This is a genomic window from Pseudomonas sp. Ga0074129, assembly GCA_001465025.1.
Classification (GTDB): Bacteria; Pseudomonadota; Gammaproteobacteria; order Pseudomonadales; family Pseudomonadaceae; genus Aquipseudomonas.
Genome location: LNDO01000027.1, coordinates 1 through 13,512, shown reverse-complemented (window position 1 = coordinate 13,512; position 13,512 = coordinate 1). Strand labels below are relative to the sequence as shown.

Sequence of the window (13,512 nt, the reverse complement as noted above, 5' to 3'; positions counted from 1 at the left end):
CTGCGCTTGAATCCTTTGGTGTGAGAGCCTGGATTCTACCGGTGGCTGGCCCTCTGCCTATCGTTTCAAGCGTTGCACTTATTCTATGAATTCAGGGCTCAAGTACCCAAGGTTCTGTTCGAGACTCCGTAAGTTTCGATGCACTGGCAGGGTTTTCACTCAAGCTACCATGTTTGGATGAGCAAGCTGCTGTTGCTGAAGTGATATCCGTTGCACACCACGAAATCCAAATCCTACAAGCCAAACTCGATTGCCTGAAACAAGAGAAAAAAGCCCTGATGCAACAACTGCTCACAGGCAAGCGCAGGGTTACTGTTGATGCCAAGGAGGCTATGTGAAGGATCGCACCATTAGTTTTCAACTGACCGACTGCACGGGGCATGCCGCGAGCTTTCAAAGCTTGCGCTCCTTGCTGGCTTTCTTTGAGGCAGAAGCCAGCTTTTGGAAAGAGCGTAAGCAGATCGTTCAGTCCGAGAGAAGCCATACCAACCATACGCATCTACATGCAGGTGAAGTGTTCGCCCAAGCGGTTAATGCGATAAAGGATTGGAAGGAAAACATAGACGCTTGGACTGACGACGATCTAAGCCGTCAACTGCAGCAGGTTCAGCAAAGCTATTTTCAGCGATTACAGCGAGACTGGCTTTGGAGTGGCCACCCTTATGTGGAGCCATTTGTGCAATGCCTCAAAGAACATGGTGAAACTACGGGCAGTGCCTTCTTGGATTTTTCGATTCGAAATTCAGTACAAAGTATTTCTAATATCGAGCATTTCAAAGGTTATATGTATGCCTACGAATTTGCCAACCAAGATTCCCAGATAACAAAGCGGCGCAATGGCGAAAAAGTATCGCTCGGACATCTACGAACACAGTTCGCAGAAGCCAAAGATATGTTGTTTGCTGAAGTGGACGAGCTGAAAACCAGCATTGAAGACTGGGACACACAGAACAGAGCAGAGAGCAGCAGGCTTGTACGGGTACAAAAAGCCTTAGGCCGCCGCAAGATAAAAACGCAGTCCAATGCATTTGAACGGCAATTAACCGAGTGGACTGAAAAAGTCGCAATCCTTGAAAACACCTACGAAGAAAAGCTGAAACTGAAAAAGCCTGCCGAATACTGGGCAAAATCAGCGCGTAAGTTTGGGATACAAGGCGGGCTTTGGACGCTGGCTATTGTTGCGCTGGTCGTCGTCGCTGCGATCAATTTCCAAGAGATTTTTGTCACGTGGCTACAAGGTCGCGAGACCCCCGTGCAGCTCAACACGATTCAGGGCGTAATTCTCTATGGCTCCATTGCCGGTGTGTACGCCTTTTTATTGAGGGTGCTGTCGCGGCTAGCTTTTAGCTCGTTCCACTTGATGCGCGATGCTGAAGAGCGTGAGCAGCTGACCTACCTGTATTTGTCGCTCACTAACGAAGCAGAGATCGACAAGGAGTCGCGGGATATTGTCTTGCAGGCCTTGTTCAGCCGCAGCGAAACCGGCTTGTTGGCGCAGGAGCACGGACCAACCATGCCCGGAGCATCTGAAATGCTGCGCTCAACGCTAAAGAGGTAGGGGCCCATAACATGGATGCTAATGACCTGATTCTTTACACCAGTGACGACGGTGAAGCTCAACTGATACTGCGTGTACTGGATGGCCAAGTATGGCTAACGCAACTGGAAATGGCCGAGCTGTACCAGACCAGCAAGCAGAATATCGGCAAGCATATTCAAGCCGTCATCGCTGATAGGGAGCTGGTTGAAGGGGCAGTTGTAAACCAGAAGTTTACTACTGCCGCCGACGGCAAGGATTACCTGACCCACCTCTATGCCCTGCCGATGATCATCGCCGTGGGTTACCGCGTGCGCTCGACACGTGGCACTCAGTTCCGTCAATGGGCCACTCGTACCTTGGGTGAGTACCTGCAGAAGGGCTTCGTGATGGACGATGCCCGGCTGAAGGAGCCTCGCTGGGACTACTTCGATGAGCTGCTCAAGCGCATCCGCGACATACGGGCCTCGGAGAAACGCTTCTACCAGAAGGTGCGCGACCTCTTCACACTGGCCGAGGATTACCGCGCCAATGAGCAGGACACCGCCCGCTTGTTTGCCGAAGTGCAGAACAAGCTGTTCTTCGCCGTTACTGGCCATACCGCCGCCGAGCTGATCGTTCGCCGTGCCGATGCCGACGCGCCGAACATGAACCTGCTCAGCTTCAAGGGCGATCGGGTACGCAAGGCTGATGTCGTTGTGGCCAAGAACTACCTGAATGCCGAGGAGCTGGACCAGCTCAATCGCCTGGTCAGCATGTTCCTCGACTTCGCCGAACTACGCGCCGAGCAGCGCCAGCATCTGCAACTTGCTGACTGGCGGCAGTACATCGACAGCTTTATGGCCTTTAACGAGCAACCGCTGCTGCGCACCGCCGGCAGCATCAGTCATGAGCAGATGAAGCAGGTGGCGCACGAGCGCTACGAGACATTCGACCAACACCGCCGCAGTGCCGAAGCCCTGGCAGCGGACACGCAAGAGCTGGCAGCCTTGGAGCGTTTGGAAAAGCAGCTGAGTGCAAAGAAGAAATCCAAGTGACCGGATTACCCGCTTACTCGATCAGGGAGTTACACCATGGATCTGGAACAACTGCGCGCGTTGCTGGCGAAGGCCGAGCGCTTTTATCAGCCTGAACGGGAGCCGAGTATTTTTGCCCTGGGTGGGCGCGGCTACTACGAAAACCCCACTACAGATCTGCTGGCGTTCTTTCTCGATCCAGCGCAGGTGCATGGATTGGAAGAGTGCTTCCTCACTGCGCTACTGAATTGCCTACCCAATACCTCAATGCTGACGCCTAGTTTGCGAGCGGCGCCCCAGCGCGAGGTGGTCACCCATAACAGCAACCGAATCGACCTGGTGCTCCCCGGTGATGGATGGGACCTGCTCTTGGAAAACAAGATTTTCCACGGACAAGTGAACCCCTTTGCCGACTATGAAGCCTTCGCTCAGCGCGAACTCAACGACGGTGAGCGCCCGCTGGTGTATGCCGTGCTCTCTCCATCAGGCAAAAGCGTGCGGGCCGCATGGCATGGTTTGAGTTATGCGCAATTTATTGAAGCCGCACGTCAGCAACTGGCTCAGCGCATGCTGACTCATCCTGTAGATAAGTGGCAGGTGTTTGCCCGCGACTTCCTGCTGCACCTGGAAAACATCACTGTGGAGAAGGCCATGGACGCCAAAGCCGTCAACTTTGTTATCGAGCACCTACATCAAATCAACAAGCTGACGCGCCTCAAGGACCAAGTCATAAATGCCCTCGATGCTAAGGTGCTCGATAAGCTGGATTCAGAAGTGTCCGGCTACAAACGCTATACCCGGCGACATAATTGGGAGAATGGCCCAGCACTGCGTTATGCCTCCAAAAGCTGGAAAACATGGTCCGATGTCGTGCTCTACCTGAGTGGTGCCAGCAGCGCGATGAAACCCTCGATTCGGGTGTACCTATGTGATGTCGATGAGAAGCTGAAGGAGCTGGGTCAACAGCTGTTTATGGGCAATGAAACCAATATGTGGCTTGAGAAGAGCGATAGCATCTTGTGCTTCAGCTGGGTGCTGAATCACTTCGATGAGCAGGAAGTGCTTGGCTTGATCGTTGAGAAAATGAAGCTACTGATGACCTTCGAAAACGAGCTACGCCCGCAATTCTCGAAGCGTGTAGCTGCGGGTCTTTCACAATGATCGCTGTACCCAAATTCCAGGAAGAATACAGTGCCAAACTTCCGGCTCTGGCTCTGCTGTGCAACCTCGGCTGGCAGTTCCTCTCTCCCGAGCAGGCTTTGGCCGCGCGGGGCGGAAAGAGCGATGAAGTTGTGTTGCGTGATGTGCTGCGCGAGCAACTAAGTAAGCGGCGCTTCCTGTTTGGAGGCGGTGAGTACCCGCTTTCCGCAAAGGCTATCGATAACCTGATCAGTGAAGTGTGCAGCCCTGCGCTCAATGAAGGGCTGCAGGCAGCCAACGAGCGGCTTTACAACCATTTGCTGTATGGCATCTCGGTAACTGAGTTCGTGGATGGCAAAAAAGCCAACCCGACTGTGGCATTGATCGACTGGCATAACCCGGCCAATAACAGCTTTATCTTCACTGAAGAATTTCGCGTACTGCGCAGTGGCGGTGTAGAAGCCCGCAGGCCAGATATCGTGTGCTTCGTTAACGGCATCCCGCTGGTGGTGATCGAGGCCAAGCGCCCCGATAGCAATGCGCTGAAAGGCCCGACCATCGACGAAGGTGTTTCGCAGAGTCTGCGCAACCAGCGCCACGATGAAATCCCTAGGCTATTCGCCTACAGCCAACTGTTGCTGTCGATTAATGGCAGCGATGGTCGCTATGGCACCTGCGGTACACCTGCGAAATTTTGGGCAGCTTGGCGCGAGGAAGATATCGCCACCGCTGAGTCGTATGCGCTGAAGAATCGCAAGCTTAGCGCAGAGCAGAAAACCTCTATTTTCAGCCATCGCCCTGCTCGTGACCTGGACTGGTATGAAACCCTGATAGCCGGTGGTGAGCTGGCGCTGACTGGCCAGGATCAGCTGCTTATCAGCCTGCTTTCCCCTGCCCGTCTGATGGAGATGACCCGCTACTTCACCTTGTTCGATAAGAAAGCCGGAAAAATCGTCGCTCGCTATCAGCAGGTCTTCGGCATCAAGCGGTTGATCGAGCGGATTAGCCACAAGCGCAAAGATGGCGGTCGTGAGGGCGGTGTCATCTGGCATACAACCGGCTCGGGCAAATCCTTCACTATGGTTTTTTTAAGCAAAGCGCTGATCCTGCATGACTCACTCAAGCAGTGCCGCATTGTGGTGGTCACCGACCGGGTTGATCTGGAAAGCCAACTGAGCAAAACGTTTGCCTCGGGCGGTGAGCTGGCCGGCAAGAGGGACCGCGAGGCGGCCATGGCCACTTCCGGCACGCGCTTGGCTGAGCAAATCGGCAAGGGTAATGAACGCATCATTTTTTCGCTGATCCAGAAGTTCAACAGCGCCACTAAGCTGCCTCAGTGCGTGAACACCAGCGCTGACATTATTGTGCTCATCGATGAAGGTCACCGCAGCCAGGGCGGTGAAAACCATATCCGCATGAAGCAGGCGCTGCCCAATGCGGCCTTTGTCGCGTTCACCGGCACGCCGCTGCTCAAGGATGACAAGACGACGAACAAGTTTGGTCCCATCGTGCATGCCTACACCATGCAACGTGCGGTGGAAGATCGGGCGGTGACGCCGCTGCTCTATGAGGAGCGCATTCCCGATCTGGATGTGAATGAGCGTGCTATCGATAGCTGGTTTGAGCGCATCACCGAAGGGCTTAACGAGCAGCAGAAGGCCGATCTCAAACGCAAGTTCGCCAAGAAAGGCCAGATATACAGCGCTGATGACCGTATTCGTCTGATTGCTTTGGATATCGCCAACCACTTCGTGAAGAACATCGACGAGGGTCTCAAAGGCCAGCTGGCCTGTGACAGCAAAGCCTCAGCAATCAAGTACAAACAGTATTTGGATGAGGCCGGCTTGTTTGAAAGTGCCGTGGTGATGAGCCCGCCGGATAGCCGTGAGGGCAACACTGACGTGGATGAAGCGGCCTCACCTGAGGTAACCCAATGGTGGAAGAAAAACGTTGGCAGCACCGATGAGCAGGCTTACACCAAGCAGTTGATCGAGCGCTTCGATAAGGATGACTCGCTCAAGCTGTTGATCGTGGTGGACAAGCTACTGACGGGCTTCGATGAGCCGAAAAACACCGTGCTCTACATCGACAAGCCGCTCAAGGAACACAACCTGATTCAGGCCATTGCTCGGGTAAACCGCCTGCATCCGCTAAAGAAATTCGGTCTGCTGATTGACTACCGCGGCATTCTTTCCGAGCTGGATACCACCATTCAGAAGTATCAGGATCTGGCTTCGCGCACCCAGGGCGGCTATGACATCAATGACATCGCTGGGCTCTACAACCAGATGAGCAGCGAGTACAAACGGCTACCTCAGCTGCATAAAAATCTCTGGGCGATTTTTTCCGATGTGAAAAACAAAGGAGATATCGAGCAGCTGCGCCAGGTACTGGTGCCCAAGATGCAGGAGCGTGACGGCGAGTTGGTTGATGTGAACCTCAAGGTGCGCGATGACTTCTACGAGGCCCTAACCGAGTTTGCCAGCTGCCTAAAAGTTGCTTTGCAGTCCGCGTCCTTCTTCGAAGACACCAGCTTCAGCGATGCCGACCGTACCCATTACAAGGAAACCCTCAAGCAGTTCTCCAGCCTGCGCCAACTGGCCAAACAGGATGCCGGCGAAACTGTGAACTATGACCAGTACGCCGAACAGGTGCGCAAGCTTCTGGATAAGCACGTGGTAGGCGTGGAGGTTAAAGACCCAGGCGGCGTTTACGAAGTCGGCAAGATGGGGCAGAACAAGCCTGAGCAGTGGAGTGAGGACAAAACCCGCAACGAAACTGACATTATCAAGACCCGCGTCAGCAAGATGATCGAGCAGGAGTTGCGTGATGACCCCTATGCTCAGGAAGCGTTCTCCAAGCTACTGCGCCAGGCCATCGAAGAGGCGGCAAAGCTGTTTGATCATCCGCTCAAGCAGTACCTGCTATTCCACGAATTTGAGCAGCAGGTTCAGGCCCGTAAGCTTGATGAGCTGCCTGATGTTTTTGCAGGTAACCGCCATGCCCAGGCGTACTTCGGTATTTTCAAGAAGAGCCTTCCTGACGCTCTCACTTCAGCTGATGAGCAGGTACAGGAACACTGGGTAAAACTGGCTTTCAGCCTGGATGAGATGGTCATGACCTCCGTGGCTGAGCATTCAATCAACCCGCAAAATATCGAAAGCGATATCCGTAAGAAGCTACTGCCGTTGCTCTTCAAGGAATGCAAAGCCGTAGGTGCTGGTATGGATCAGGCGAAAGCCATGGTTGAGTGGGTGGTGCAAATCACGCGAGTAGGCTTGTCCGGCGTATGAGCGTACCCATCGTTATAAGTGCTCCTTCTGCCTCCGCAGTATCGAGTTGGCTGAGCTTTCACTACGCCGATGAGTTGATACAGGTTGAGAGGGCGCAAAGGGCTCGCGAAGTTTCACGCATTCTGATTAAGGTCGATCCAGATTGCCGTGTGCGCGTCAGCGCGCCGGATGACGCCAGCGATGAACAGGTATTGGCCGCGCTGAAGCGACGCGGGCGTTGGATCTACCAACAACTTCGTGAGTTTCGTGAGCAGCTTACGCATGTCCGCCCAAGGCAGTACATCAGCGGGGAAAGTCACTACTACCTAGGCAAGCAGTACGTGCTCAAGGTTATAGAAGCGCCTGATGAGCTGCAGCAGGTGCGCCTGTTGAGAGGCAAGCTGGAAGTGTCTGTCCGGGTGAAGTCGGCAGAGAAGATTCGCGAACTCCTGCACACCTGGTACAAAGCCCGCGCCCGCGAGGTTTTTGATCGACGGCTGGAGGCCGTCATGCAACAAGCACTTTGGGTTGCTGCCAAACCACCACTGCGCATCCTAAGCATGCAAACGCAGTGGGGCAGCTGCTCCCCCGCAGGCCGTATCACCCTCAACCCCCACTTGGTTAAAGCATCCCGTGAGTGCATCGACTATGTGATTTTGCATGAGCTTTGCCACATCGCCGAACACAACCACAGCGAGCGATTCTATCGACTTATGCAGCAGGTGATGCCGCAATGGGAAAAGACCAAAAAGCGGCTGGATGGTATGGCGGCTACTTTGCTGAATGGCTAATGATTTCTGGGGTTTGGTAAGAATGCCTTCCCCGATGGTGGCCAAGCCTTCCGCAATTTAGAACGGCTCAAAAGCTACCAATTCGATAGCAGCCTTGAAGCCGAGTGGGGGGCCAAAAACTCAGTGATTTAGACCCTATGAAACCCAATTAACTTTCCCCGATTTAGAAATATGCAAGGTATCCAAACTTACGAAGCTTATTAGGTATGAGCGGTTTCCCAGTCAGCAAAAAAAACTTCCGTCAGGCGATGCTTGGTCTTGTATTCATCGACGATCCCGGCTGATTTCAACCTGCTAAAGGTCGCATTCATCGAGGCTTTATTGGTTTTGTACCCATTGGCTGCGAATGCGGGGCCGTTGATCGTTCAACATGTCCACAACCAAGAACGTCATGTAGCCCTTGCTGATGCCCCATTTTTTGGCAAACGCGTCGGGTAAATCTTTGGTCTGCTGGGCAGTGATGCCCAGACCAAACCATGCGACGTAGTCATCAGCATCGAAAGCAGTGCCTTCGTGCAGCAGCTTCGCTACTTTGGCTTTTAGGCCATTATTAAGCGCAGGGTGAGTGACTTGCTGTATCGCACGCTCAAGATCGCCCCCCGCCTGCTTCAATAGGCCGGGCTGTAGGCCATCCAGTAATGAAGTCCAAAGCGCATACAAGTCTGCAAAAGCAGACCAGCCCTGCTCGATAACGCCTGGAAATTTGTATCGAAGATCACCCACTCGACGATCTTCGGCTGGCAGGGAACTCATGCCGACCAAGGTAGCCCGAGCGCCATCCACTAAGATGTTGAGCGGGGTTATGTTCCGATGGGTGAACCCCAGTCTGTGTAGATAGCCAAGCCCCGCGAGTAATTGCTCCAGCCAGTGCCGGAACTCCTCGGCACTGATAGACGCTTGGTCAAACAGCGTCTCACCACTCGCCCATGCTCGACTGATGAAGTAAGCATCGCTGTTAGGGATTCGAGCAAGATCGAATACTCTCTCCAGTGCGGGATGATAAATCTGAGCGAGCCGATGATATTGATCAGCCACAAGCTCCCAAACTTCATCAGCATCGTCGTAAATCTGAACCGCGCATTCGAAGCGTCCAGCGACATGACGAGATCGCCAGATGCTTGAGAAAGCATCCTCATCGACCTGCTCGACCAATTCATAACGATTGTCGAGAACTGCTCCTGGCTCAGCCTCAAAAGGAGCGCCTGATGGCGCAAGTGCAGTTGAAGCTCGCTCGCTCATAAGGTTCGCTATCAACTGTGATAGGCGCTCTGAGGTCTCCTGCCCTTCTGCATCGTTGCTTCCGGAGATTTCCCAATTAAGCGTGTCGACCAAGGGTTTAAACAGCGAGGTGATGAGGTCGATATCGTCGCCAGCGCTATGGTTGTTCAGGACATCGATAAAGCAAACCTCACCCGCATCAGTGAGATAGATTGAATTCACGGAAACCCTGCCCAGGGTGGCTCCACGGCGATGGATGCCTTGGATTGCTGTTAAGGCAGAAATCAGCGTTGACCTGGCGGACTCCTCGGAATGCTTCGAAAGATCAACCAGAGAGAGCGGTTTGCCCTTGGGCATACTGATTGGCAGCACCATCAGCTCACCGTCATCAATCAGCGGCGCGCTGTAGGTCACGCCGGTTAAGCCAGCCAACTCTTGTAGTAACCGAAACTCGTCACGCAATTGCGCTTGAAGCTGATCACGCCGCTCCTGGCTCTCGCAATTGGGGCGATTCACGATTTTCAGCATCCACTTGGAGTTCCAGTTCTCCAAGCGATACTCCGCCATCCATAGCTCAAGGCCATTCTGATCGAGCAGGCACTGTGTTTTTTGGTACTGTTGGAATCGATTGTTTTCGGCTATCTGCTGACGCAATTGCCCTAGAGTGGCGAGGACAAGCTCGCGCTGAGCATCGATCAGCTCGTAGGCTTTTGTGGCTGTCAGCCCCTCAGCGCTGGTCAACGCCTTGGTGATCCCATCTGGCGTCCACACTTGTAGGGAGGGCTCATCTTTAATAAGCGAGATGCTATGACCTCTATCGCCGGTCACAAGCACAACACCCTGACACCACGGCGCGTACAAACCTATTCCAGCCCGATTACGAATTCGGCCCGCAAGCACACGGGAGTTCTGGTTAGCCTTACGCAAAGCGTTATCAACAGGGCGACCATCAAGTAGCCAAACATCCTTCCCCGCTTCTAGCGTCCCGCTATAGCCCTTCACGTCGATCAAATACACGCCCCAGTCACCGACGACGACGGCATCAATTTCCATTGCCTGCCCGGTTTCTGTCAGTAGCTCGATGTTGGTCAGCAGCCAATAGTGATCTGGAAGGGCAGTTTTCAACAGAGAAAATGCCCACTCTTCTGCTGCATTGACTGCTTTGGTGAAGGGGACGTGCTTTGCCATGACTCACTCCTTATCCTGAGTTGTAGGGCTCAACTTAGCTGCGTCCAGCCTGCGGCAGCCCAGTCCAAATTCTCGGGTATCAGGTAGCGGTTACTAGCACCGGCCAGTCGCTGGTTAGCCGTTTCTTCCGCAACCTTGAATAGCCCTTTGGAGGCTTCAGGGTCGGGGATAAGGCTGCTGTGTTCGGCAGGGCTCAGGAGCCATTGGCTGGCCTTTGCAGAGTTCAGTTTGGCTTTGCCACCGCTAACCTGAACGGCAACAAATTCCTGGCGCATACGTTTGCCCTGGGGGCCTTGCCAGCGCAGCATGGCGCCAAGCAGAGCACCCTCTTCTAGTTCTGGTGTTTTTAGCATTGCAGCCAAGCCGCCAAAGTCGTGCTCGCAGGCTTTACCCAGCAGGTATTGCATCAGCTTGGAGTTGAGGTCGAGCATGTGGGTGTCAGGCCGGTTAGCGGCCAGCATGCGATCCAAGGTCACGTCCATACGCTGAGAAGCTTTGGGAGAAAGCCCCATGTCGCGCATCACCTGCTCGGACAATCTAATACGCAAAAGCCGTTCTTTATGGCTGCGTTCCGCAACTTCGATGCCCAGTTGTTCGAACATGCCCAGGACGAAGCTGTAGAGGTGCTCGACGGTGATTTGCAGCTCGTCGCGTAGCTCATTGGGGTCGCTGGTAGCGGCGTGGACAAACAGTTCTCGTTGTTTGGCGGCAGCTGTGCGTGCCTGTTCTAACGCCTCATCGATACGCTCACGGGTTCGGTCGATGCCGAGTTTTGTGGCTTGTTGCAGGATCTCTTCCACATCAATCAACTCGGCCAACTGACCGAGGATTTCGTCTTTCAGGCTATCATTGAATTCATGCTGCTGAACCTCGGCCAGATCAGTCACCACCCTGTCGATCCGCTCATACATCAGGTCGACGATATTCTGATCCAGGCTGTCGCTTTGCTGGATGTTGAACACGACCACTTTCTTCTTCTGCCCATAGCGATACAGGCGGCCAATGCGCTGTACGAGGCGCATAGGGTTCCAGGGCAGGTCATAGTTGACCATGACGTGGCACTTGCTCTGAAGGTTGATGCCTTCCCCACCCGCCTCAGTCGAAATCAGAAAACGCCCTTGTTCTTCAAAGCGCTTGATGGCTTCACGCCTTTCGGCATGCTGCATAGAGCCATTGATTAACTCGACCTGATAACTGCCATAGTGCTCAGCTAAAGCATCCCGCAGATAGTTTTGAGTAGTGCGGTATTCGGTAAAAATCAGCACTTTCTCATCGGCATTGGTTGCGTGAATTTTGCCGATGATTTCTTCGATAAACAGCTTCAGCTTAAGGTCATTCGCCTTTAGTGCGGCGGCCTCAGCAATCAGATCTTTCAGCAGCTGCACCTCGCCGGCAAAGAACTCGCGTGCGTCGCTGGTGAACTGTTCTTCCCATTCACCCAGATAGCGCTCATCGCTGGGCTCTTCAGCAGACGTACCGTTTGCTTGATCGTCGAGTAGGCGCTGGAGGCGATTACACAGGGCCCGGTGAATGGCCGCTGCGCTGGAGGCCGCCAGTTTACGGTAAACCGTCATGACGAACCCAATGGCGTTGCCTTTACGGCCTAGCGATTCACCTGCGCTGTAGCCTTTGCGCAGATAGTCCTGAAGCGTTTTATCGAACTCGACGGACTCCAGACTGCTGGGCACCTGCAAAGCCTTGGTGATCTTACCTTGGAAGATGAAGTTCCCTTCCGCATCCGTTACGTCGGCTTTGTGGTTGCGGAATACCATGTCATGCAGGATTTCAGGCTTCAGGTTGAGCGCCATCAGTTCGGTACGGCGCTCAGGGCGCAGCAACTCTAGCAGTGCGACGAACTTGTCCTGCATGCCCTGGTGAGGAGTCGCGCTCAGCAACAGCATGTGCTTGGTTTGGCTGCGTAAGTTTTTCGCCAGGTCATAGCGCTCAGAACTGTCCAGCTTTTGCCCATACTGGCGGCGGCTGAGTCGATGGCCTTCGTCAAAAATCACCAGGTCCCAAGGTTCTGCCTGGAGCAGGCTTTCCAAGTGACCTTCCTGCTTGAGTCGATCCATGGATCCGATGACACAGTCGTGCATCTTCCACTGGCGGGGTTCGTTGATACGGAAGTCCTCGCCATAGATCTCGAAGTCTTCGATCTTGAACTTGTGATACAGCTCTTCCTGCCACTGTTTGGTCAGGCCAGCGGGCGTGATCAGCAGGATGCGTTTCACCAGGTCTCGTTGCCGCAGTGCATGCAGCAGCATGCCGGTCTCGATGGTCTTACCTAACCCCACGTCGTCTGCAATCAACCAGTTGAAGTTGCCGGATGCGAGGATGTGATGCACCAAGTGAATCTGATGAGGCAGTGGCTCAATTTCTAGATGGGAAAGGGCGCCGGTGTTTTCATTCCATACTTTGATGGCATGGGCCAGCATGCGCAGGCGCATACGCTCGGCATCGTGTGCTTCGCCTTTGCTGGCGGTGACAAAGCGATGCTTAACGCCCTTTACCTGACGCAGATATTGATAGGGCAGCCAATGGCGCTCACCACGCTCTGGAAAATCGACCAATACCTGTTCGCTTCCTGCCAAGGTGCGCTGCTGCATGATGACGCCATGCCCCAGTGAGCGAACACCGCTACCAGGGGTTTCGTCGACCACGTCCATGCCATTTTGAAAGCCCGAGCGCACGGCAGATGCATCGACATAGCCCAGCTTCTTCTCTGGGCTAAACCAGTGAACCTGAAGCTGATCTTCGTCCTCTTTAGCAATGGCCATTTTGACGATGCCCCGGCGCTCACTCTGGCCGCTGGGCAATGCTTGGCTGACCCAGCAACCTGGAACGTGGGTAAGTCTGAGGGGCTTCATGGGCTAGTCCTTTATCCTAGGGCTCAATGCTTGGTGAGGTTTGGTCGGTATGCTGTGCGTGCAAGGCAGATGCGAGCGGCGCGGCCGACCATTGGGATGGTGCTTCATCAGCCTCATCGTCACTGCTCTCTTCCTCGGTCTCAAAGTCGCTAGGGCTCTCTGCGTTTTCAGCCTGTTTTTTCGAGCGCTTTTCGGCATTGATCGATGGCGTTTCTGCTACTGGCGGCTTGTCACTGAAGTAGCAGCCGGGCTCCTGCGGATGCTTGGTTTGAAATACGCCATAGGCCCTAAGAATCTCAGTTTTCTCGTACTCCAGCGAGTCGCACAGACCCAGGTCGCTGTACTCCTCAGCAGGTAGTTCGTGAGGGTCGCAGAAGTCAAAGGGCCCTGAATTCAACCCATAAGTGCAACGCTCACCCCTGCATACACTTCGTACGGTGTCTTCCAGCCCAGGCGTTTGCGTGGGCGTAAATTGATCTTCGC

9 protein-coding genes are annotated in these 13,512 nt (G+C 54.0%); 6 read left to right on the top strand and 3 right to left on the bottom strand.

Annotated elements, in window-relative coordinates; all coding sequences use genetic code 11:
* The first annotated feature begins 173 nt into the window (after positions 1-173).
* Genes AUK77_RS01695 through AUK77_RS01670 form a run of 6 tightly spaced genes read left to right on the top strand, consistent with a single transcriptional unit; the run spans position 174 to position 7,756 of the window.
* Complete coding sequence (locus AUK77_RS01695; RefSeq protein ID WP_296125506.1) at positions 174-338, top strand: hypothetical protein; 165 nt, start codon at positions 174-176, stop codon at positions 336-338.
* Positions 335-1,558: a DUF6161 domain-containing protein gene (locus AUK77_RS01690; protein ID WP_296125504.1), complete on the top strand. Its 1,224-nt coding sequence runs from the start codon at positions 335-337 to the stop codon at positions 1,556-1,558. Before AUK77_RS01695 ends, AUK77_RS01690 begins: the two co-directional genes overlap by 4 nt.
* Positions 1,559-1,569: 11 nt before the next feature.
* Positions 1,570-2,574: a virulence RhuM family protein gene (locus AUK77_RS01685; protein ID WP_296125502.1), complete on the top strand. Its 1,005-nt coding sequence runs from the start codon at positions 1,570-1,572 to the stop codon at positions 2,572-2,574.
* Between the two features lie 36 nt (positions 2,575-2,610).
* Positions 2,611-3,714 carry a PD-(D/E)XK nuclease family protein gene (locus tag AUK77_RS01680; protein WP_296125500.1) on the top strand — a complete coding sequence of 368 codons (1,104 nt, stop codon included), beginning with the start codon at positions 2,611-2,613 and terminating at the stop codon, positions 3,712-3,714.
* Entirely contained in the window at positions 3,711-6,986 is a 3,276-nt protein-coding gene (locus AUK77_RS01675) for a type I restriction endonuclease subunit R (RefSeq protein ID WP_296125499.1), read from the top strand. Before AUK77_RS01680 ends, AUK77_RS01675 begins: the two co-directional genes overlap by 4 nt.
* Complete coding sequence (locus tag AUK77_RS01670) at positions 6,983-7,756, top strand: SprT family zinc-dependent metalloprotease (protein ID WP_296125498.1); 774 nt, start codon at positions 6,983-6,985, stop codon at positions 7,754-7,756. Before AUK77_RS01675 ends, AUK77_RS01670 begins: the two co-directional genes overlap by 4 nt.
* A 318-nt stretch (positions 7,757-8,074) precedes the next feature.
* Here AUK77_RS01670 and AUK77_RS01665 read toward each other — a convergent pair whose 3' ends face one another.
* From AUK77_RS01665 to AUK77_RS01655, 3 genes are all read right to left on the bottom strand, one after another.
* Positions 8,075-10,162: an NERD domain-containing protein kinase family protein gene (locus tag AUK77_RS01665; RefSeq protein ID WP_296125496.1), complete on the bottom strand. Its 2,088-nt coding sequence runs from the start codon at positions 10,160-10,162 to the stop codon at positions 8,075-8,077.
* 29 nt (positions 10,163-10,191) lie between these two features.
* Positions 10,192-12,609 carry a helicase-related protein gene (locus tag AUK77_RS01660; RefSeq protein WP_296125507.1) on the bottom strand — a complete coding sequence of 806 codons (2,418 nt, stop codon included), beginning with the start codon at positions 12,607-12,609 and terminating at the stop codon, positions 10,192-10,194.
* A gap of 436 nt (positions 12,610-13,045) precedes the next feature.
* Positions 13,046-13,512, bottom strand: a 467-nt coding sequence (locus AUK77_RS01655) for a hypothetical protein (RefSeq protein ID WP_296125508.1), incomplete at its 5' end; no start/stop codon positions are given.

What these genes read in the sequence shown, in the direction of transcription:
- AUK77_RS01675 (WP_296125499.1), top strand. Translation starts at nt 3,711, where the DNA reads ATGATCGCTGTACCCAAATTCCAGGAAGAATACAGTGCCAAACTTCCG.
- AUK77_RS01685 (WP_296125502.1), top strand. Translation starts at nt 1,570, where the DNA reads ATGGATGCTAATGACCTGATTCTTTACACCAGTGACGACGGTGAAGCT.
- AUK77_RS01670 (WP_296125498.1), top strand. Translation starts at nt 6,983, where the DNA reads ATGAGCGTACCCATCGTTATAAGTGCTCCTTCTGCCTCCGCAGTATCG.
- AUK77_RS01680 (WP_296125500.1), top strand. Translation starts at nt 2,611, where the DNA reads ATGGATCTGGAACAACTGCGCGCGTTGCTGGCGAAGGCCGAGCGCTTT.
- AUK77_RS01665 (WP_296125496.1), bottom strand. Translation starts at nt 10,162, where the DNA reads ATGGCAAAGCACGTCCCCTTCACCAAAGCAGTCAATGCAGCAGAAGAG.
- AUK77_RS01660 (WP_296125507.1), bottom strand. Translation starts at nt 12,609, where the DNA reads ATGCGCCTGCGCATGCTGGCCCATGCCATCAAAGTATGGAATGAAAAC.